This window comes from Verrucosispora sp. WMMD703 (assembly GCF_049178935.1).
Lineage (GTDB): Bacteria > Actinomycetota > Actinomycetes > Mycobacteriales > Micromonosporaceae > Micromonospora > Micromonospora sediminimaris.
Genome location: NZ_JBMHMM010000004.1, coordinates 6357231 through 6376912, shown reverse-complemented (window position 1 = coordinate 6376912; position 19682 = coordinate 6357231). Strand labels below are relative to the sequence as shown.

The 19682-nt window shown below is 71.5% G+C and carries 18 protein-coding genes and 1 tRNA gene; 11 read left to right on the top strand and 8 right to left on the bottom strand.

Going from position 1 to position 19682, the window contains the following annotated elements; translation table 11 throughout:
* Positions 1 to 8 precede the first annotated feature (8 nt).
* A complete protein-coding gene (locus ACN26Z_RS29640; RefSeq protein ID WP_282236553.1) occupies positions 9 to 1274 on the top strand; it encodes an aspartate kinase in 1266 nt (421 codons plus the stop codon).
* A gap of 5 nt (positions 1275 to 1279) precedes the next feature.
* Positions 1280 to 2338: an aspartate-semialdehyde dehydrogenase gene (locus ACN26Z_RS29635; protein ID WP_421464452.1), complete on the top strand. Its 1059-nt coding sequence runs from the start codon at positions 1280 to 1282 to the stop codon at positions 2336 to 2338.
* Between the two features lie 101 nt (positions 2339 to 2439).
* On the opposite strand, the gene ACN26Z_RS29630 is transcribed toward ACN26Z_RS29635, so the two are convergent.
* Positions 2440 to 3858: a diguanylate cyclase gene (locus ACN26Z_RS29630; protein ID WP_421464450.1), complete on the bottom strand. Its 1419-nt coding sequence runs from the start codon at positions 3856 to 3858 to the stop codon at positions 2440 to 2442.
* Positions 3859 to 4046: 188 nt separating this feature from the next.
* On the opposite strand from ACN26Z_RS29630, the gene ACN26Z_RS29625 reads away from it, so the two are divergent.
* Positions 4047 to 4826, top strand: coding sequence for a phosphodiesterase (locus ACN26Z_RS29625; protein WP_421464448.1), 780 nt, complete (start codon positions 4047 to 4049; stop codon positions 4824 to 4826).
* 113 nt (positions 4827 to 4939) lie between these two features.
* A complete protein-coding gene (locus ACN26Z_RS29620) occupies positions 4940 to 5401 on the top strand; it encodes a hypothetical protein (RefSeq protein WP_421464446.1) in 462 nt (153 codons plus the stop codon).
* 38 nt (positions 5402 to 5439) lie between these two features.
* Here ACN26Z_RS29620 and ACN26Z_RS29615 read toward each other — a convergent pair whose 3' ends face one another.
* The 3 genes from ACN26Z_RS29615 to ACN26Z_RS29605 form a co-directional block, all read right to left on the bottom strand.
* Entirely contained in the window at positions 5440 to 5766 is a 327-nt protein-coding gene (locus tag ACN26Z_RS29615) for a zinc finger domain-containing protein (RefSeq protein WP_421464444.1), read from the bottom strand.
* Positions 5767 to 5898: 132 nt separating this feature from the next.
* Positions 5899 to 5975 (bottom strand) — tRNA-Pro (locus ACN26Z_RS29610).
* A gap of 66 nt (positions 5976 to 6041) precedes the next feature.
* Positions 6042 to 6935: a metallophosphoesterase gene (locus ACN26Z_RS29605; RefSeq protein WP_282236559.1), complete on the bottom strand. Its 894-nt coding sequence runs from the start codon at positions 6933 to 6935 to the stop codon at positions 6042 to 6044.
* A gap of 25 nt (positions 6936 to 6960) precedes the next feature.
* Between ACN26Z_RS29605 and ACN26Z_RS29600 the strand changes: the two genes are divergently transcribed.
* Entirely contained in the window at positions 6961 to 7416 is a 456-nt protein-coding gene (locus ACN26Z_RS29600; protein WP_093409988.1) for a GatB/YqeY domain-containing protein, read from the top strand.
* A 120-nt stretch (positions 7417 to 7536) separates the two neighbouring features.
* Here ACN26Z_RS29600 and ACN26Z_RS29595 read toward each other — a convergent pair whose 3' ends face one another.
* Entirely contained in the window at positions 7537 to 9990 is a 2454-nt protein-coding gene (locus ACN26Z_RS29595) for a penicillin-binding protein (protein WP_396885018.1), read from the bottom strand.
* A 402-nt stretch (positions 9991 to 10392) separates the two neighbouring features.
* Between ACN26Z_RS29595 and ACN26Z_RS29590 the strand changes: the two genes are divergently transcribed.
* Positions 10393 to 10713 carry a WhiB family transcriptional regulator gene (locus ACN26Z_RS29590; protein ID WP_093409985.1) on the top strand — a complete coding sequence of 107 codons (321 nt, stop codon included), beginning with the start codon at positions 10393 to 10395 and terminating at the stop codon, positions 10711 to 10713.
* Between the two features lie 46 nt (positions 10714 to 10759).
* Here the strand turns inward: ACN26Z_RS29590 and ACN26Z_RS29585 are convergent, their stop codons facing one another.
* Genes ACN26Z_RS29585 through ACN26Z_RS29575 form a run of 3 tightly spaced genes read right to left on the bottom strand, consistent with a single transcriptional unit; the run spans position 10760 to position 13565 of the window.
* Positions 10760 to 11911 carry an ArsA family ATPase gene (locus tag ACN26Z_RS29585; RefSeq protein ID WP_282236562.1) on the bottom strand — a complete coding sequence of 384 codons (1152 nt, stop codon included), beginning with the start codon at positions 11909 to 11911 and terminating at the stop codon, positions 10760 to 10762.
* Positions 11912 to 11964: 53 nt separating this feature from the next.
* The gene (locus ACN26Z_RS29580) at positions 11965 to 12942 is read right to left on the bottom strand and encodes an ArsA-related P-loop ATPase (protein ID WP_421464440.1); all 978 of its coding nucleotides are present in this window, start codon (positions 12940 to 12942) and stop codon (positions 11965 to 11967) included.
* Between the two features lie 26 nt (positions 12943 to 12968).
* On the bottom strand, positions 12969 to 13565 hold the full coding sequence (locus ACN26Z_RS29575; RefSeq protein ID WP_282236563.1) for a hypothetical protein: 597 nt from the start codon (positions 13563 to 13565) through the stop codon (positions 12969 to 12971).
* 326 nt (positions 13566 to 13891) lie between these two features.
* Between ACN26Z_RS29575 and ACN26Z_RS29570 the strand changes: the two genes are divergently transcribed.
* The 5 genes from ACN26Z_RS29570 to ACN26Z_RS29550 all read left to right on the top strand — a co-directional run bounded on the left by ACN26Z_RS29570 (position 13892) and on the right by ACN26Z_RS29550 (position 19577).
* Complete coding sequence (locus ACN26Z_RS29570) at positions 13892 to 14386, top strand: hypothetical protein (RefSeq protein WP_093410120.1); 495 nt, start codon at positions 13892 to 13894, stop codon at positions 14384 to 14386.
* 44 nt (positions 14387 to 14430) lie between these two features.
* On the top strand, positions 14431 to 14586 hold the full coding sequence (locus ACN26Z_RS29565; protein ID WP_013736319.1) for a DUF4177 domain-containing protein: 156 nt from the start codon (positions 14431 to 14433) through the stop codon (positions 14584 to 14586).
* Entirely contained in the window at positions 14583 to 15053 is a 471-nt protein-coding gene (locus tag ACN26Z_RS29560) for a RidA family protein (protein WP_093409977.1), read from the top strand. The genes ACN26Z_RS29565 and ACN26Z_RS29560 overlap by 4 nt, the downstream gene beginning before the upstream one ends.
* A gap of 112 nt (positions 15054 to 15165) precedes the next feature.
* The gene (locus ACN26Z_RS29555) at positions 15166 to 15993 is read left to right on the top strand and encodes an MBL fold metallo-hydrolase (protein ID WP_421464436.1); all 828 of its coding nucleotides are present in this window, start codon (positions 15166 to 15168) and stop codon (positions 15991 to 15993) included.
* A complete protein-coding gene (locus ACN26Z_RS29550) occupies positions 15990 to 19577 on the top strand; it encodes an adenylate/guanylate cyclase domain-containing protein (RefSeq protein ID WP_421464434.1) in 3588 nt (1195 codons plus the stop codon). The genes ACN26Z_RS29555 and ACN26Z_RS29550 overlap by 4 nt, the downstream gene beginning before the upstream one ends.
* The last annotated feature ends 105 nt before the right edge of the window (positions 19578 to 19682 follow it).

Genomic DNA, 19682 nt, shown 5'->3' with positions numbered 1-19682 from the left:
GCACCGTCGTGGCACTCGTGGTGCAGAAGTACGGCGGGTCCTCCGTCGCCAACGCCGAGCGGATCAAGCGGGTGGCCGAGCGTATCGTCGCGGCCCGCAAGGTCGGCGACGACGTGGTCGTGGTGGTCTCGGCGATGGGTGACACCACCGACGAACTGCTCGACCTGGCCAACCAGGTGAGCCCGTTGCCGCCCGGCCGGGAGCTGGACATGCTCCTCACCGCCGGCGAACGGATCTCCATGGCGCTGCTCGCCATGGCGATCCACAACCTGGGGTACGAAGCCCGCTCGTTCACCGGCTCCCAGGCCGGCGTGATCACCACGTCGGTGCACGGCCGGGCGCGGATCATCGACGTCACCCCGGGTCGCCTCAAGGGCGCACTGGACGAGGGCGCAGTGGTCATCGTCGCCGGTTTCCAGGGCGTGTCGCAGGACACCAAGGACGTCACCACCCTCGGGCGGGGCGGTTCCGACACCACCGCCGTGGCGCTGGCCGCGGCGCTCCGCGCGGACGTCTGCGAGATCTACACCGACGTCGACGGGGTGTTCACCGCCGATCCTCGGATCGTGCCCAACGCCCGGCACATCAGGCAGATCACCTACGAGGAGATGCTGGAGCTGGCCGCCTGCGGGGCCAAGGTGCTGCACCTGCGTAGCGTGGAGTACGCCCGGCGGGCCGGGCTGCCGATCCATGTCCGTTCGTCATACTCGACAAACACCGGCACCATGGTCACCGGATCGATGGAGGAGCTCTCTGTGGAGCAGGCACTGATCACCGGAGTCGCCCACGACCGTAGCGAGGCCAAGATCACTATCGTCGGGGTACCCGACGAGCCCGGCGCCGCGGCGAGCATCTTCGACACCGTCGCGGGCGCTGAGATCAATATCGACATGATCGTGCAGAACGTCTCCACCGAGGGCACCGGTCGTACGGACATCTCCTTCACCCTGCCGAAGACCGACGGTCCGACCGCGATGGCTGCCCTGAGCAAGATCCAGGAAAACCTGAACTTCAAGGGCCTGCTCTACGACGACCACGTCGGCAAGGTCTCCCTGATCGGCGCCGGGATGCGGTCGCATCCGGGGGTGGCCGCCGGCTTCTTCGCCGCGCTGGGTCAGGCCGGGGTGAACATCGAGATGATCTCCACTTCGGAGATCCGCGTCTCGGTGGTCTGCCGGGACACCGACCTCGATGCGGCGGTCCGTGCCATCCACCAGGCTTTCGACCTTGGCGGCGACACCGAAGCGGTGGTGTACGCGGGGACGGGGCGGTAGCCCGGGTGGCCAGGCTTCCCACCCTGGCCGTGGTCGGGGCGACGGGGGCCGTCGGCACGGTGATGTGTGAGCTGCTCACCGGGCGGCGCAACGTCTGGGGCGAAATCCGGCTGCTGGCCTCCGAACGCTCCGCCGGTCGGAAGGTCCGCTGCCGGGGCGAGGAACTGACCGTCCAGGTCCTCACCGAGGAGGCCCTCGACGGCGTCGACGTGGCGATGTTCGACGTGCCGGACGAGGTCGCCGCGCACTGGGCGCCGATCGCGGTCAGTCGCGGCGCCATCGTGGTGGACAACTCAGGTGCCTTCCGGATGGATCCCGAAGTTCCGCTGGTGGTGCCCGAGATCAATCCGGAGCAGTTGCGCAACCGGCCCCGGGGCATCGTCGCCAACGCCAACTGCACGACTCTCGCGATGATCGTCGCGGTCGCCCCACTGCACCGCGAGTACGGCCTGCGGGAGCTGGTGCTCGCCTCGTACCAGGCAGCCTCCGGAGCCGGTCAGATCGGCGCGGACACGCTGCACGACCAGCTGGCCAAGGTGGCCGGCGACCGGCTGCTCGGCTCGCGTACCGGCGATGTGCGGCAGGCGGTCGGCGACGACCTCGGCCCGTTCCCCGCACCCCTGGCGCTCAACGTGGTCCCCTGGGCGGGCTCGCTTGCCGATGGCGGCTGGTCGTCCGAGGAGATGAAGATGCGCAACGAGTCGCGCAAGATCCTCGGGTTGCGTGACCTCAAGGTCTCCGCCACCTGCGTACGGGTACCCGTGGTGACCGGCCACTCGGTCGCGGTGCACGCCGTCTTCGCCACCGAGATCGACGCCGAGGGCGCTCGTGGTGTGCTGCGTAACGCGCCCGGCGTGATCGTGGTCGACGATCCGGCGGCCGGCGAGTTCCCGATGCCGATCGACGCGGTGGGCACCGACCCCTCCTGGGTCGGTCGGATCCGCCGTGCCGTCGACGACCCGCGGGCGCTGGACTTCTTCGTCACCGGCGACAACCTCCGCAAGGGAGCCGCCCTGAACACCGCCCAGATCGCCGAACTCCTCGCCAAAACCCTCACCGCCTGACCCCCACCCCCGCTCTTTGGCGTTGATCAAGAGGTTTGCGTCATTTTCGATCTCCCCCGAGGACCAAAACTTCTTGATCACCGAGGCAGGGGTGGGGTGGGTTAGGCGGCGGAGAGGTGGACGCCGTCGCGGCCCTGTCGTTTGACCGCGTAGAGGGCCTGGTCGGCGCGGCGCAGGGCGAGTTCGGGCGACTCGCCGGGGCGAGGCAGAGCCACTCCGACGCTGATCGTGCGGCCCACCTGGCGAGCCGCCTCGGTGAGTCGTTCCGCGACGCGGACCGCCTCCTCGGGGCGACTCACCTCGATCACCGCGACGAACTCGTCCCCGCCGATCCGGTACAACTCGTCACCCTGGCGCAGGGCGTCCTCCAACGCCCGGGCGAGCCCGATCAGCACCCGGTCGCCCGCCTGGTGACCGTACGTGTCATTAATGATCTTGAAGCCGTCCACGTCGATGGCCAGCAGGGCGGTGCGACCCGGCGTCACGGTGGCGATCCGCTGCCCGAACGGGCCGGTGTGCCGCAGCCCGGTCAGCGGGTCGGAGCTGGCCTGCTCGCGCAGCCGTTCCAGGGTGCGTAGCCGGTCCAGGCAGCTCCACGCCTGCCCGGCCAGCAGCTCCAGCAGGTTGACGGTGGTCGGGTCCGGTCGCAGCAGCCGCTCGTCGGCGACCAGCAGCACCCCACCTCGCTCCGGCGGCCCGAACGGCACCGCGACCAGCGTGCTGACGCCGACCCGCACCAGCGGCTGATGCTCGTCGGTCGGTGGATGACCGGCCTCACCCAGGGTGTAGCCCGCCCCGTAGCGGTGGGCCCGGTCGATGATGCGCCCGATGGCCGGGGCATCCAGCTCGGCCAGTTCGGTACGCATCCGGGTCTCCAACTCGCCTGGGGCGACCGTCGGGGGACCGAGTCGCGGGCCGCCCCGGCCACCGAGCAGCAGGACGGCCGCGGCGAGGGTCGAGATGTCCCGGGCCGCGGCGATCGCGGCCGTCATGAGGTCCCACTCGGTGCCGGCGGCGGTCATCGCCGAGACGTGCCGGAGCAGCTTCTCGCTGCGGCTCTCCGCCGGCCCACCGAGTGCCGAGATCCGGGTGCCGAGGCGGGCGGCGACCCGCTCGGCGACCAGCCGCCACGAGCCGAGGTCGGCCGGCCCGGTCCATTGCAGGTCGAGTACGCCGATGGTCCGGCCCGCCGGGTTCAGCACCGGTACGCACACCTCCGCGGTCACGTCCGGGCGAACCGGGATGTGCGCGGCGTCGGCGGTGACGTCCGGAACGACGGCGGAACGTCCACCTGTGTAGACCCGCCCGACGATGCCGGCGTCCGGCGCGACGGTGGCGAAGACCTGCCAGGATCCGGTGGCGGCGACGCAGCGGAGCCGGCCGTGCACGTGCAGCAGGACGGCGATCGTGGCAGGGGTGTACCGGGCGAGAGCGTCGACGGCCGCTTCGCAGACCTCGGTGACGGTCGACGCCATGGGCAGGCGGACCGTGACGTCACGGATGACTCGCTGGTGATCCACTCGCACGTCGTTCCAGGTCGGATCGGTTCCCGGTGGCGCCGGGTCGCGGATCAAGCGTACTCACGCGTGGCTGAGAGCCGGCTGCGGTCGTACACATGTGCTATCCACAGGGTGTGGACGCGGCCTGTGGGCCCACGCGTCGGGCGCGGCGGCGATAGCGTGGGATTCTCCGGTCTAGTGGAGGCCCGATGCTCATCGCTCACCTCAGCGATCCGCACCTGACCACCGGCGTCCTCGGTGCCGAGCCGGCTGCCGGCCTGCACCGGGCGCTCGGCCGGGTGCTGGCGCTGAATCCCCGACCCGACTGCGTGGTCATCACCGGCGACCTGGCCGATCACGGCCGGCCCGACGAGTACGCCGTGCTGCGCGAGGTGCTCGGCCGGTTCCCGTTGCCGGTGCACCTGGTCACCGGCAACCACGACGACCGGGAGTCGCTGCTCGACGCCTTCGGCGGCACGCCCTGGCTCGGCGGTGGCTTCTCCGCTCACTACCAGGTCGATCACCCTGGAGCGACCGTCGTCGTGCTCGACTCCCTGGTCCCCGGCTCGAACGGCGGGCGGCTCGGTGAGGAGCAGCTCGCCTGGCTGGACGGGGTGCTGGCGGCGCGCCCCGACGTGCCGGCCGTGGTCTGCCTGCACCACCCGCCGGTCGAGGTCGGCATCCCGATCGCCGACTCGATCCGGCTCGCCGACGGTGCCGAGCTCGCCGAGGTGCTGCGCCGACACCCCCATGTGGTACGCGTCGCCGCCGGCCACCTGCACCGTCCGGTGACCGCCACCTTCGCGGGCACGGTGCTGACCGTCGCACCCAGCACCTGGCGGCAGTCGACGCTGACCATGAGCGACGACGAGCAGATCGGGTGGGTCGCCGAGCCGACCGCACTGCTGTTGCACGTGGTGTCCGGGTCGGGCTGCGTCACGCACACCGTCCAGGTGAGCCACACCGCCGGCATGACCTGCGGCTTTTGACCGGCGCACGGCGACAAAGAACGACGAGAATCACTATCGTGGTTCGCTGAGGTCGCCGGTGGCCGCTCCGGTCCGTCCGACTCGGCGGCCCGGCGGGACAAAGGGGTGTCGGGATGAGGCGTGGTCTTGCGGTGCTGGTGGTGGCCTTGCTGCTGAGCACTCCGGTGGTGACGGCCTGGCTCGTCGGCGACCTGACCGGCGAGGCGGCGCGGCGACTCGCGGCCGAGGGAGAGTCGCTCGACTACGCGGTGGAGCCGGTCAGCCTGGGTGCGACCGGTGACCGGGTCCTGGTGGTCGTGGCCAGCGCGCTCCTGCTGGCGTCGCTGGCCCTGCTGATCCGCGCCACCGTCACCCGCAAACTCGATCCGCGCGTGTGGTCTGCGCTCGTACCGCTGCTTGTCGCCGGTGTGTTGATCGGTCTCGCCTGGCGGATCGTGACCGCCGGAGCGATCGGTGCGAACATCGGTGCCGGCGTCGTCGTCCTCGGCGGCGGCCCGGTGCTCCTGATTCTCCTCGGTGTCGCCGCCGTGCAGGCCGCTCGGCTGCGCCGCGAACACCGCCGCCGGGTCGGCTGAGGCGGCAGATTCGACGTCGGCAGGCCGGGGCCAGGGGGTTAGCGCAGCGGAGGCGGAATCGGCACTTCGCCCTTGAACGCCTTGGCCGACAACTCCACGCGCTCCGGGTGACAGGCACGATCTCCGAGCGGATGACCGGCAACGTTGACGCAGCGTTGGCCGGGCAGGGCGGCGCAGATCGGGCACTGCAGGAACAGCCCGCCCGACGAGACCACCTCGATGCCCTGCGCCAGAGCAGCTCTGCCGATCTTGACGATTGCCTGGTAGAGGTCTTGATCCTGATGACGCGCGGCGGCGTCGGCGACGTCCCGCATCCCTTCCCAGAACAGGTCGCGGGCGTCGGGCTCGTCCACGTCGATGCGCATGACCGCGCATCCCCGTCGACCCATAGGCCAAACCTGACTTCGGAAACTCACAGTGCCCGATGCGTCGGTTGGGCGATGGCGTTGGCACACCACAAAGAGGGGCACATCCAGTGGCTGGATGTGCCCCTCACCTGGTCGGGGTGGCCGGATTCGAACCGACGACCTCTTCGTCCCGAACGAAGCGCGCTACCAAGCTGCGCCACACCCCGAGGCGTGCCGACAAATAGTAGCCCACCCGTCCCGAGGCTCAAACTCGGTACCCGGGGCGCGGGTGGTCAGCGCGGGATCAGCGTGAGCAGACTGGCCTCCGGAGGGCAGGCGAACCGGACGGGGGCGGTCGGATGGGTGCCGAGCCCGGCGGAGACGTGCAGCCAGGAGTCCGATCCGGGCCAGCGGTGCAGGCCCTTCGCCATCGACCGGGGCAGCCCGCAGTTGGTCACCAACGCTCCTACCCCCGGTACGCAGACCTGACCGCCGTGGGTGTGCCCGGCGAGCAGCAGCCCGAAGCCGTCAGTGGCCATCTCGTCGAGCAGCGCGGGCTCGGGCGAGTGGGTGAGCGCGATGGAGAGGTCGGCGTCGAGGGAGATCGGCCCGGCGACCGAGGCGTAGTCGTCCCGCTCGACGTGGGGGTCGTCCACCCCGACCATGTCGATCGCGCGGCCGCCGGCCTTGACCGTGCTCCGCCGGTTGTTCAGGTCGACCCAGCCGGCACCGACGAGCACGTCACGAAGTTCCTCGGAGGGCAGCTCGACGCCCTCGGTGTACTCCCGGTCAGGCAGGAAGTAGGTGAACGGGTTCTTCCAGACCGGCCCGGTGTAGTCGTTCGAGCCGAACACGAACGCACCCGGGTAGTCGAGTAGAGGTTGCAGTGCCCGCAACACCCCCGGCACCGCGCCCGGGTGCGCCATGTTGTCGCCGGTCACCACCACCAGGTCGGGATCCACAGCGGCCAGCGACGCGACCCACTGCTGCTTGCGTACCTGGTTGGGGGTCATGTGCAGGTCCGACAGGTGCAGCACGCGCAGCGGCTCGGTGCCGGTCGGCAGCACCGGCACATCGAAGCGGCGGAGGGTGAACATGTTGCGCTCGACAAGGGAGGCGTACGCCAGGGCGGCGGCACCCGTCGCGACGGTTGCGGTCGCGAGCCGGAATAGTGTGCGCTTTCGCATGCCGATCAGGGTAGTTTGACCGTCCATGAGCACGCTGAAGGACCGCCTCACCGCCGACATGCGCGCCGCCCTGAAGGCCCGCGACGAGCTGACCACCTCCACGCTGCGGATGGCCCTGGCCGCCGTGGGCACTGCCGAGGTCTCCGGCAAGGCCAAGCGGGAGCTCAGCGACGACGAGGTGGTGGCCGTGCTGACCAAGGAGGCCAAGAAGCGCCGCGAGGCCGCCACCGCCTTCGCCGACGCGGGCCGCGCCGAGCAGGCCGCGAGGGAGAGCGCCGAGGGCGAGGTACTGGACCGCTACCTGCCGAAGCAGCTCTCCGACGCCGAGTTGACCGAGCTGGTCACGCAGGCGCTCGCCGCGGGCGGCTTCACCGGCAAGGCCCAGATGGGCCCGGCGATGAAGGCGGCTCAGGCCGCGGTGGCCGGCCAGGCCGAGGGGGGCCGGGTGGCCGCCGAGGTACGCCGCCAGCTGGGCCTCTGAATCGTCCCAGCCGAATATCCATCCCGGCCCTTATCTCCTGCTGGCGGCAGGTCACGCCACATGAACGGGCGGGCACCCCCTGGTTCGGGGTGCCCGCCCGTTCGAGCGCTGCTGCGGCGGTCAGCCGCCGGGCCGGTCCGGCGGACGGCCCGGGTTGTTGGGCGGGCCGGAGGGTGAGTCGTTCCCCGGCCGGTCGTCACCGCCGCCGTTGCTGGGTTTACCGGCACTGACCATGATCGTCACGATGCCGCCCTTGATGGTGCGCCCGCTGGGGCTGGTGCCGGCGGCCGTCCCGGCGGGGCAGTCGGAGGTGACCCGGCTGCTGGAGACGATCGGCTCGAAGCCAGCGCCGGAGAGGCGGGACTTGGCCCGGTCGAGGGACAGGCATCCGACGCCAGGGATGGTGCGCTGGTCGCCCAGGGAGATCTTCTTACCGGGCGGGTCGAAGTCGATCCGCTTCTTGCCCTTCATGGCGTCGCGCAGCGTCTCCCAGACCGGCGGGTTGATGCCGTCCGGCTGGTTGTGCTTCATCTTGGCGTTGGTCTGCGGCCAGTCCGGGTCGGCCATGATGCCGGCCACCGCGTACTGCTTGGTCATCGCGACCAGGGCGGCGCTCTTCTCGGAGTCGGTGGTGCCGGACTTGCCGGCCACCGGGGCGTCGACGATGCCCTTGGTCTGGGCCGCGGTCCGGCTGCCGCCGCACTTGCTGGTGGAGGAGTTGTCGCCGACCGGGCACCGGGCGGCGTCCACCGCCGCGCGGGCCACCTCGGTGCTGATCCGCTTCTCACAGCGCGGGTTGGCCACGTCCAGCTTGTTGCCGTCCAGGTCCCGGATCTCCTGCACCGGGATCGGCTCGCAGTACTTGCCGTCGGCGGCGAGGGTGGCGTACGCGTTTGCCAGATCCAGCGGGGTGACCTGCGAAACGCCCAGGGTGAACGCGCCCCACTGGTGCGCGGCCTCCTTGGTGTTGGCGAAATCCGCGTCCTTGCTCTGCCGGAACTGGATGCCGAGGCGCTTGGCCACGTCCACCACGTTCTCCGCGCCGACCTGCTGCTGCAACGGAACGAAGTACGTGTTGATCGAGGCGGAGAAGGCGCTCCACATGTTCTGCACGCCGCCGGCCTTCTTACCTGAGTTCGTCGGGCAGTAGAGGTTCGTGCCCGGACAGGCGGCGGGGCTGCTGCTGTCGATGATGTACTCGGACTTGAACTGCTGCGGCGCGTTGAAGGTGTAGCTGAGCGGGATGCCCTTCTCCAGCGCGGCCACGATGGTGAAGATCTTGAAGGTCGAGCCGCCCTGGTAGCCGGTGATGCCGTCGCCGCCGGTTAGCAGCGGGTTGACCGTGTTCGGATAGTTGCCCCGCTTGCCCTTCTCGCGCTGCTTCGGGTCGCTGTGCGGCTTGTTCTTGGGCTTGTCGGGGTTGTCGAGCTTGAAGTTCCGGTTGACCGACAGCGCCCGGACCCGGCCGGTGCCGGGCTCGACCACCGCGACCATGGCGGCTTCCTTGGCGGTCACCGGCTTCGCCCGGCGCACCGCCTTGTCGGCGCCGGTCTGGGCCTGCTTGTCCAGGGTCGTGATGATCGTGTAGCCGCCGCTCTTGAGCCGCCGCTCCCGGTCGTACGAGGTCGACCCGAACGTCTCCTGCGACATCCACCAGCGGTAGAAGTAGTCGCAGAAGAAGCCCCAGGCGTTCTTGTTGGTGGCGACGCAGCCGTTGGGGGCCCGCTTGCCCTTGACCACCAGCTTGACGGCCTTGGCCTCATCGGCCTGCTGCTGGGTGATCGCCCCGGTCTTGACCATGTTGTCGATCACGTAGTTGCGCCGGTCGACCGCGTGCGGGTAACCGTCCTTCGTGGTCGGGTCGAAGGCGGTGGGGGCCTTCACCAGGCCGGCCAGCATGGCCGCCTCTTCGATCTTCAGGTTCTTCGGGGGCTTGTTGAAGTAGACCTGGCTGGCGGCGTAGACGCCGTACGCGCCGTTGCCGAAGGCGGCGAGGTTGAGGTAGCGCTCCAGGATCTCATCCTTCGACATCTCCTTGTCGAGCTGGAGTGCGTACCGCATCTCGCGCAGCTTGCGGGCGCTGGTGTCCTCGGTCGCGGCGATCACGTCGGCCGGGTGCGTGGCCGAGTACGCGATGCCCATCCGGACGTACTGCATGGTCAACGTCGAGGCGCCCTGCCGGTCGGCGCCGGCCTGGCTGTTGTTGACGAAGGCCCGGGCCACGCCGTTGAGGTCGACCCCGTTGTGGTTGTAGAAGTCGTGGTCCTCGGCGGCGATGATCGCGTTACGCATGTTCTCCGAGATGTCGGCGAGCTTGACGTCCCGCCGGTTCTCGTCGTACATGGTGGCCAGCGGTGTCTTGCCGTCGGAGGCGAGCAGGTAGCTGATCTGTGGTGCGCGGGCCACGGTGAGTTCCTTCGGTAGCGCGCCGAAGGTCTCCGCGCCGGCCTTCGCGGCCAGGCCCGACATCGCCACCGCGGGGAAAGCCGCAGCGGCGACCACCACGCCGGCCAACAGCCCACAGATGAGCAGCGATGCGGCGTTGGTCAGGACGTTGTGGTCACGTTTCCGCATCCAGGTCACCTCGACAGGGTACGCGAACAGGTAACGAGGGGCGCTGGGGCGTCTTTTCCCCATTTCCTGCGCGCGCCGGCCTCGTTGTGCTAGACGCGTGGCACCGGGTGTCCGGTTGCGTGGATTCGAGCCGAGTTTCCTCCTCATGGAGGTGGCTCGCAGCGTTTTCGGCGACCTCGGTGGGGTAAGCGGCGGTCCCGGGCCCGAGAAGCCGGGAGTGTCCGGAATGATGGATTTCGCCGACAACGTTGCGTAATCGTGCGACTACAGAGCATGATGTAGGCGGCGACAGCGCCACATGTCGTCTGTGCCGCCTTGGGGTAAGGCGTGCCGGACGACCCGGGGGGATTGCCGGCTGGCCCGCGACGGCGTCGGTAGTACAGCAAGGGGGGACGTGTACAGATGGGCATGATCACTGACTGGCCGTCGTTGGCGGCGTGTCAGAACGGGGACCCGGACGCGTTGTTCGTACAGGGCGCCGAACAGAACGTGGCCAAGCGGATCTGCCGGAGCTGCCCAGTCCGGTACGAGTGCCTGGCCGACGCGCTGGACAACCGGATCGAGTTCGGCGTGTGGGGTGGCATGACCGAACGGGAACGTCGCGCGCTGCTGCGTCGCCATCCCCAGGTCACCAGCTGGCGCAAGATGTTCGAGGCGGCGATGAAGAAGAACGCCAAGGACAAGGCCGGCAAGGACAAGATCCTGGCCGCGACCGGCAACTGAACCACCGGCACGGTCGGCTGCGGCTTCCGGCCGCACCCACCGTCGGTCAGTGGCGGCTGATCGCCGCCGCGATCGTCCGTAGCCCGTCGACGTCGTGCACGTCGGCGGGCTGCGCCGTCACCGACACGGCCGGCACCTGGGGAAACGCCTCGGTGAACCGCGCTGCCACCTGCTGCTCCCGTACCGCCTGCTCGGCCAGGGCGGCGTGCGCCCGCAACACCTCGACGGTGCCCTCATGGCCACCGGCCGCGGCCAGGCGGTCGGCGGCGGCCCGGCTCTCCGCCGCGCCCAGTTCGGTCACCGTCGGCCGGTGCACCCGGTTGAGTACCAGGCCGGCGAGCGGCATCTGCTCCGCGCCCAGCCGGCCGGCGAAGTAGGCGGCCTCCCGGACCGCGTCCGGCTCCGGCGCCGCGACCAGCAGGAACGCCGTCTCCCGCGCCTGGAGGATGCGGTACGTCTGCTCGGCGCGCTGCCGGAACCCGCCGAACATCGAGTCGAGCGCGGCGACGAAGCCGGACAGATCCGTCAACAACTGGGTGCCAATCACCTTCTGCACCACCCGGGAGAACATCCCGAAGGAGGCGGTGACCAGGCTGAACATGCTGCGACCGCCGGTCCTTGCCGGCGCGAGCAGCAGCCTTAGCATCCGCCCGTCGAGAAACCGCGACAGCCGGGCCGGTGCGTCGAGGAAGTCCAGTGCCGAGCGCGACGGGGGAGTGTCCACCACGATCAGGTCCCACTCGCCCCGCGCGTGCAACTGGCCGAGCTTCTCCATCGCCATGTACTCCTGCGTGCCGGCGAAGGTGGAACTCATGGCCTGGTAGAAGGGGTTGGCGAAGATCTCCGCCGCCTTCGCCGGATCGGTGTGCGCCAGCACCACGTCGTCGAAGGTGCGCTTCATGTCGAGCATCATGGCGTGCAGTTCGCCGCCGCTGTCCTCGACGTCGATCCCCTTGACCTGCCGGGGCGTGTTGTCCAGCTCGGTCAGGCCGAGGGACTGGGCCAGCCGCCGCGCCGGGTCGATGGTGAGCACCACCGTGCGGCGTCCGTGCTGTTCGGCGGCGCGCAACGCGAGCGCGGCGGCCGTGGTCGTCTTGCCCACCCCGCCCGCACCGCAGCAGACCACGATCCGAACTCCCGGATCGGCCAGGATCCGGTCGACGTCCAGCGGCGGCGCGGCGTTGTCGGAAGGCACCAATCGAGCGTATCGGGCTGACCGGCTCCGCGCGCCGGGCCGAGGTGAGGTGTGAGTCAATCGGCCTGGACGAGCGCGGCGGCGAGCACCTCCAGGCCGGCGCGGTTCACCCCGTCGGGCAGCAGCGGTAGTTCGACCAGGGGAACGCCGAGGTCCACCAGATCAGTGCGGAGCGAATCCTCCAACTCCCGGCGGATCATCAGGTCCCGCGCCTCGTGGTGCAGGCCGGTGACGATCCCCGTGCTGGCTGGCAGCCCCGCCGCGCGCAGACCCCGCGTCAGTTCCGCTTCCGTGACCAATCGTCCGGTCGGCAGCGGTGCCCTGGTCCCGTTGACGATCACCCGCCCCACACCGAAACCGAGCGAGGTCAGCTCGGCGATCGCGTCGACCGTCTCCTGTACCGGCATCTCCTCAAGCAGAGTCACCACGTGCACGGCGGTCATCGGTGAGCGCAGCAGCGCGGAGACTCCGTCGCTCTGCGTCTTGATCGGCCCCATCTTGGCCAGCCGGGCGGTCTCGGCGGTGACGTTCAGGAAACGCCCGATCCGGCCGGTCGGTGGCGCGTCCAGCACCACCGCGTCGTACACCCGTCGCTGGTCGACGGTGCGGGTGGTGGCCTCCTTGACCTTGCCGGTGAGCAGCACGTCGCGCAGACCGGGAGCGATCGTGGTGGCGAAGTCGATCGCACCGAACTTGCGCAGCGCCCGGCCGGCCGCGCCGAGCTTGTAGAACATGTCGAGGTATTCGAGCAGGGCCTCCTCGGCGTCCACCGCGAGCGCCGCCACCGTCCCGCCGCCGGGGGCGTCGACCAGGTGCCGCTCGACGTACGGCAGCGGTTCGGTGCCGAAGAGCTGGGCGATGCCCTGACGCCCCTCCACCTCCACCAGCAGGGTGCGTCGACCACCGGCGGCCAGGCCAAGGGCCAGCGCGGCGGCCACGCTTGTCTTGCCCGTGCCGCCCTTGCCGGTCACCACGTGCAGGCGGGCGGGCCAGTCGATGCCGGCCCGGTCAGTCGGTCGCTGCGCTGCTCCCACCCGTCGAGCCTATCCATCCGGCGTGCTCAGGCGACCTCGCAGACCCACCAGCCGGTCTTACGGATCACCGTGAAGCGCAGATCCTGATCAGCGATCTTCTCGTCGGCGGTGGTGACGGTCACCGTGGTGGTGACCGTCGCCCGGTCGCCGGTCTCGTTGTCCACGGTCGGCGTGTCCCACCGGAACCGGGGGTTCTGGTAGGTCGCGACATACTCCTCGACCTCGGACACCTTGGCCCGGATCTTGTCCTGGTCGCGCGCGGCGGTGCAGACCATAGCCGCCGCCTTGGCGGCGTCACGGTCCTGGTAGATCGCGGTCAGGAAGTCGTCGACCGCCACCGACGGATCGGGCGCGCCCTCGCCCGACTCGGTGTTGCGCAGGGTGAGGAAGGCGGCCACCCCGCCTCCGGCGCAGAGCAGCAGCACCACGACAAGCGTGAGCGAGGCCAGCAGTGGCCCCCGCTTACGCGGCGGTCCGGCCGGCGAGTGCTGCGGCCGATACCCGCCCTCGGGCGGCGCGGGCGGCGCACCGTGGCCGGTGGCCGGTGGCGAGGGCTGGGCCGGTGAGCCGGCCGGCGGGAGGTCGGTGGGGCCGGTCGGGCCGCCGACGGGTGGCTGGGTCATCGGTCCCCCCGGGTGCGGCGCAGCACCGCATGAAGGCGGTGCGCGTGGGATCGGGTGGCCGGGCCGGGCGCCCGTCCAGACGGGAAGGGTAGCGGTCCGCGGCGCCGCTGCGGAGGGCCCGGTCTGTCCGGTACGACGATCGCGATCAACTTTCCGCTGGCCGGGTGTCGCAAATGTGACCGAACGCGATCAGGCGCGCGCGTCCTGTTGATGGGACCGGTGCCCCGGTCCTACGGTCGCTCCGGCACGCCCCGGCCCGGGCCGGGCGGATGGGTCCCGGACCGGTGGGCGACGCCGTGACCAGGTACGACGCCCGGAGGCAGTGCATGCGCGACACGGACAACACCCCCCGAGCCCAGTTCCCCGCCGGGCTGCGGCGGGGCAGCCGGACAGCTGGCGGAGACTCCTCCGGCCGGCTGCCGGTCAACGAGCGGTCGTATCGGCGTCCCGTCGACCCGGTCACGAGTGCCGAGCCGACCGGCGGACGGGAGGAGGACGGCCCCGGGTACGTCATTCACCTGCCCATCCGGGTGACCGATCTGGCCGCCGCCACCGCGTTGGCCGGTCGGCTGGCCACCTCGCTGAACTTCCTGCTCGAACTCGACGCCGGTGAGACCGAGGTGTCGACCGCCGACGACCAGAACAACCGGCACCGGGTCTTCTGCGACCTGTTGCTGCCGGATCGCACGCGCTGCCCCCAGCCCTACGACCACTCCGGCCCCTGCGGGGAACTGTCGCCGGCACCCGAGCAACGGGCCGCTCCCGAGCAGTGGCCCGATGCTGACCAGCGTCCCGCGTCCCGGCCGGCCGGCGGACCGTAGGCTGTGTCCCGAAGTGTCCATGCCACCGAGGGAGCACTCCACCGATGCAGAAGTGGGAATACGCCACCGTCCCGTTGCTGGTCCACGCGACCAAGCAGATCCTCGACAACTGGGGTGAGGACGGCTGGGAACTCGTCTCCGTCGTGCCCGGGCCGAACCCGGAGCAGCTGGTCGCCTACCTGAAGCGCCCGAAGGCATGAGTGCCGTGGCCAACGGACCCCACGCCAGGCTGGCGGAACTCGGTCTGGAGCTGCCGGAGGTGGTGCCGCCGGTGGCGAGCTACCTGCCGGCGGTGCAGTCCGGGCAGCACGTGTACGTCTCCGGGCAACTGCCGATGGCCGAAGGCAAGCTCCTGGCCACCGGCAAGGTCGGTGCCGGTGTCTCCGCCGAGCAGGCCAAGCAGCTGGCCCAACGCTGCGCACTGAACGCGCTCGCCGCGATCGACTCGCTTGTCGGTCTGGAGAACGTGGTCAAGGTCGTGAAGCTGACCGGGTTCGTCGCCAGCGCAGCCGGCTTCACCGGGCAGCCGGGTGTCATCAACGGCGCGTCGGACCTGTTCGGCACCGTCTTCGGTGAGGCGGGCCGGCACGCCCGGTCGGCCGTCGGTGTCGCGGAGCTCCCGCTGGACGCGCCGGTGGAGGTCGAGGTCATCGTCGAGGTCTCCTGACCTGCCGCGATCTTGCAGTTCCCGACCGGACGAAGAACTCTAACGAGGACGAATCGGGGACCGGAACTGCAAGATCGCGGGGCTGCGTTCGTGGGGTCGTACGATCGCAGCCATGGGAGGGCATGTGACGGGGGCGGTGACCGCCCTCGCCAGCGAACTGCCGGACTGGGCGGCGCTGCTGCGGGCACCCAACCCGGGGCCGATGACGCTGGACGGCACCAACACCTGGCTGCTGCGGGCCCGGCCGGGCGAGCCGGCCGTGGTCGTCGACCCGGGCCCGGCGGACGAGGCGCACCTCGCGGCGATCGTCGCGCAGGGGCCGATCGGGCTGGTGCTGATCACCCACGGCCATCCGGACCACACCGAGGGCTCGGCGCGCCTGCACGACCTGCTCGACGGAGCCGCCGTCCTCGCCGTCGACCCGGCGCATACCGTCGGTGGTGAGCCGCTGACCGGGCCGGGGCAGGACCTGAGCGGCTTCGGCCTGGAGATCCGCCTGCTCGCCACCCCCGGCCACACCGCCGACTCGGTCTGCTTCCTGGCCGAGCGGGACGGTCAGCGGGTGGTGCTCACCGGTGACACGATCCTCGGCCGGGGCACCACGGTCGTGGCGCACCCGGACGGGCACCTCGGTGACTACCTGGCGAGTCTGGAGCTGCTCTCGACGTACCGGGACGTACCGGCGTTGCCCGGGCACGGCCCGGCGCTGGCCGACTGCGGCGCCGCCGCCGACTTCTATCTCGCCCACCGCCGCGCCCGCCTGGACCAGGTCCGGGCGGCGCTGGACGCGGGGGCGCGGACCGCGGCCGAAGTGGTCGCCGCGGTCTACGCCGACGTCGACCGGTCGCTGTGGTGGGCGGCGGAATGGTCGGTGCGCGCCCAACTCGAATACCTCGGCCGGGAATCCGACGGCGGCGACGCGAGGTTGGATCCAGCGTGACCTGCCCGGTGTGCGGAACCGTCGCCGTGCCCGGCGCCCGGTTCTGCCACAACTGCGGCGCCGCGCTGCCGGCCGCCGCGACCCTGCCCGCCGCCGAGCGCCGGGTGGTGACCGTGCTCTTCGGCGACCTGTCCGACTTCACCTCCTGGTCGGAGGATCTCGACCCGGAACGCGTCGGCGCGGTCACCGACCGGGTGCTGGCCGCGCTGGCCGGGGCGGTCAAGACCTTCGGCGGGCATGTCGACAAGCTGACCGGTGACGGGATCATGGCGGTCTTCGGTGCCCCCGTGGCGCACGAGGACGACGCCGAGCGGGCGGTACGCGCCGCGTTGTCGATGCAGCGTGCGGTGCGCCGGGTGCTCGACGACGAGCGGGGCGGTGGCGCGCCGCTGGGACTACGGGTCGGGCTCAACACGGGTGACGTGATCGCCGGCATCCAGGCCGCCATCGAGTACACCGTCATCGGCGACACGGTGAACACCGCAGCCCGGCTGGCCGACGCCGCCGCCGTCGGTGCGGTCTACGCCGGTGGGCGTACCGCCGCGGCGACCCGGCACGTCGCGAGCTGGCGGGCGTTGCGACCGCTGCGGCTCAAGGGCAAGCGGGAGCCGGTCGAGGCGTACGAGCTGCTCGGCCTGCTGGACGCACCCGGTACCCGCTCGGGTCTGGGCGACGAAGCGCCGTTCGTTGGCCGGGAGACCGAGATCGGTCGGGTGGCCGGCCGACTCGCCGAGGTGATCGACCGTACCGAGCCCCGGGTGCTGCTGATGACGGCCGAGGCGGGCATCGGCAAGTCCCGGTTCGCCGCCGAGGTGGAACGCCTCGCCGCCGGCTACGACGTAGGTGCCGGCCGGTACGCCGCGCATACCGGTGCCCGGGTTCTCTCGGTGCGCTGTGCCGCGTTCGGCGAGCGTCGCCGGCTGGCGCCCCTCGCCGACCTGGTACGCGCCGCGACGGGGTTGCCGAACGACACCGCGACCGCGGTCACCCGGGCCGCGGTGGAGGAACGGCTGCGCCGGCTCGGGCAACGGCTCAGCCGTACCCGGACGGAGCCGGCCCCGGTCGCCACCGATCAGCTGCTGGCTCTGCTCGGGTACGCGGAACTCCCCGCGGGCGGCCCGACGGACCAGGGCGAGTGGAGCACCGCCCAGGCGCCCGCCGACGTCGACGCGGTGCCCAACGCGGTGGCCGACCTGCTCAGTGCGCTCGCTGAGGAGGCACCGCTGATGGTGATCGTGGACGATCTGCACGATGCCACCGCGGAGACCATCGGCGCGTTGGAGGTCACGCTGTCCCGGCTCGCCGGTCCGGTGCTGGTGCTGCTGCTCGGTCGACCCGAACTGGTCCGTACCGCTGGCACCCTGGCCCGGGTGTCCGACGCCGAGGTGCAGCCGCTGCCGCCGCTGCGAGGCGCCGACGCGGCCCGGTTGCTGACCAGCTACCTCGGCGGTGGACGGCTGCCCCAACCCGACGCCGACCGGTTGCTCGCCACCGCCCAGGGCAACCCCTTCTACCTGGCGGAGCTGGTCACCCTGCTGATGGAACGCGGGGCGCTCACCGCCGGGGCACGCAACACCTGGCGGCTGGCACCGGGCTCACTGGGCAGCCGACTGCTCTCCCGCGACCTCGCGGCGGTGCTCGCCGCCCGGATCGACGCCCTGCCGGCGGAGGCCCGCTCGGTGCTGCGGGACGCCGCGGTGGTCGGCGACACCGTGCCCGACGGTGCGCTGGAGGCGCTGCGGGAGCGGCGCACCGCCAGTGACGGCCGTCCGGCCGCCGTCGCCGCCGTCGAGCTGGAACGGGCCGTGGAGGAGTTGCTGCAACGCCGGATGCTGCACCGCACCCGGAGCGGGTACGCCTTCGCCACCCCGCTGATGCGGGAGGCCGCGTACTCCGGAATCAGCAAGGCGGAGCTGGCGGAACGGCACGCCGCGTTGGCCCGCTGGGCGGCTCCGGTGACCGAGGTCGCCAGCCCGAGCGGCACCGGAACCGGCCCGGGCGGCTTCCCTGAGGCGTCCCGGGACGACTTCGTGGCCGAGCACGTCGAGCGGGCCACCGCGCTGGCCGACGCGGTCACCCTACGTCCGGACGCGCCGGCCCGGGCGGTCGCGCCGCTGGGCGTGGCGGCGCTCGGCCGGGCCACCCGCCGGGCCCTGCACGCGGGGGAGCCGGCACTGGCCGTCGAGTACGCCGAACGCGCCACCGAACTGGCCCGCGACGGAATCCCCGCCGTCGACCGGGTGGCGCACGCCCGGGCACTGCTCCAGGTGGGTCGGGCCACCGACGCGCTGGCCTCGGCCGAGAAGATCGCCGCGAACGTGGGAGATCCGGCGACCCGGGCCAGTGCCCTGCTGCTCGCCGGGCAGGCCCAGCAGGTGATGGGTGATCTACGGCGGGCCGAGTCCTGCTGGCAGGAGGCGCTTCAGGTGGCCGGGGACGCGGACCTGCCCGCCCTGCGTGCCTCGGCGATGCGCCGGCTGGGCATGACCGACTTCCTGGTCGGCCGGCTGGGCCAGGCCAGCAGCCGGCTGGCGGCGGCGTACCAGGTGAGTCTGGGCGCGGGGGACCGCCGGGGACAGGCGTGGTCGTTGCAGAACCTCGCCTGGGTGACCACCACCCGGGGCGACTTCGCCGGCACGGACGCGGTCCTCGGCCGGGCCGCCCGGCTCTTCGCCGAGCTCAAGGACCCGTACGGACGGGCGTGGTTGCGCGGCACCACCGCCTTCGCCCGGCTGCTCGCTGGTCGGCTGCGGGAAGCGCGCCGGCTGGCCCGGGTGTTCCTGCCGTTCGGTGAACGGGTCGGCGAGGCGTGGGCGGTGGGCACCCTCCGGGCGGTCGACGCGTACGCCAACGCCGAGCTGGGTGAGCTGGTCGACGCCGACCGGGAAGCCCGGCGGGCGTACCGGGATTTCGCCGCCGCCTCGGACGACTGGGGGCAGGGCTTCGCGCTCGTGGTCCGGGGCGTGGTCGCCCGAGGGCTGGGCGAGCCGGAGCACGCCGCGGACCTGCTCACCGACGCGCTCGCGTACGGCCACCGGACCGGTCACCCGCTGCTCACCGGGATGGCCGGTACGCTGCGCGGCTTCGTCGCGCTGGAAATGGGTGACGTGGCCGGCGCCGAGCGGCACGCCCGCGCGGTGCTCACCACTGTGGAACCACACAATCCGCAGGCACCGGCCCAGGTCGCTCCCCGGGTGCTGCTGGCCACCGCCCGGTTGGCGGCCGGCGACTCGGGCACTGCGGTCGGCCTGCTCGCTCCGGTCGCCACGATGGCGGCCACCACCCCGTCCCTGCTCTTCTCCCGCCGGCAGTCGATGGCGCGGTACGCCTCGGCCCTGCTCGCCCACGGCCAGCGCGAACAGGCGTTGGACTGGGCCCACCGCGCGGTGCGGGTGCAGGCCGAGGATGTCCGCAGCCAGGTGGTCGCGGCGAGCGTCCTGGCCGAGGCGCTGGCCGCGTGCGGGCGGCCGGCGGAGGCGAAGGCCAGCGCCGAGGACGCGGTCCGGCTGGCGTACGCCACCGAGCAGCGCAGTGAGCGGGCCGCTGCGGAGGCGCTGCTGAACCGCCTGCGAACCCCCGGCTGACCGCACCCGGCGGCATCGGCGGTGACCGCGCTTCGGCGCGATGTCCCGGAAACGTCACCCGGCGGGGTCGGGCTCTCGACCTGGTACGCCCGGTCGATCGATGGC

Excerpts from the sequence above, each read along its gene's own strand:
- ACN26Z_RS29575 (WP_282236563.1), bottom strand. The coding sequence starts at position 13,565 with ATGACCCAGCCACCCGTCGGCGGCCCGACCGGCCCCACCGACCTCCCG.
- ACN26Z_RS29615 (WP_421464444.1), bottom strand. The coding sequence starts at position 5,766 with ATGCGCATCGACGTGGACGAGCCCGACGCCCGCGACCTGTTCTGGGAA.
- ACN26Z_RS29600 (WP_093409988.1), top strand. The coding sequence starts at position 6,961 with ATGAGCACGCTGAAGGACCGCCTCACCGCCGACATGCGCGCCGCCCTG.
- ACN26Z_RS29620 (WP_421464446.1), top strand. The coding sequence starts at position 4,940 with ATGAGGCGTGGTCTTGCGGTGCTGGTGGTGGCCTTGCTGCTGAGCACT.
- ACN26Z_RS29570 (WP_093410120.1), top strand. The coding sequence starts at position 13,892 with ATGCGCGACACGGACAACACCCCCCGAGCCCAGTTCCCCGCCGGGCTG.
- ACN26Z_RS29595 (WP_396885018.1), bottom strand. The coding sequence starts at position 9,990 with ATGCGGAAACGTGACCACAACGTCCTGACCAACGCCGCATCGCTGCTC.
- ACN26Z_RS29590 (WP_093409985.1), top strand. The coding sequence starts at position 10,393 with ATGGGCATGATCACTGACTGGCCGTCGTTGGCGGCGTGTCAGAACGGG.
- ACN26Z_RS29560 (WP_093409977.1), top strand. The coding sequence starts at position 14,583 with ATGAGTGCCGTGGCCAACGGACCCCACGCCAGGCTGGCGGAACTCGGT.
- ACN26Z_RS29625 (WP_421464448.1), top strand. The coding sequence starts at position 4,047 with ATGCTCATCGCTCACCTCAGCGATCCGCACCTGACCACCGGCGTCCTC.
- ACN26Z_RS29605 (WP_282236559.1), bottom strand. The coding sequence starts at position 6,935 with ATGCGAAAGCGCACACTATTCCGGCTCGCGACCGCAACCGTCGCGACG.
- ACN26Z_RS29565 (WP_013736319.1), top strand. The coding sequence starts at position 14,431 with ATGCAGAAGTGGGAATACGCCACCGTCCCGTTGCTGGTCCACGCGACC.
- ACN26Z_RS29555 (WP_421464436.1), top strand. The coding sequence starts at position 15,166 with ATGGGAGGGCATGTGACGGGGGCGGTGACCGCCCTCGCCAGCGAACTG.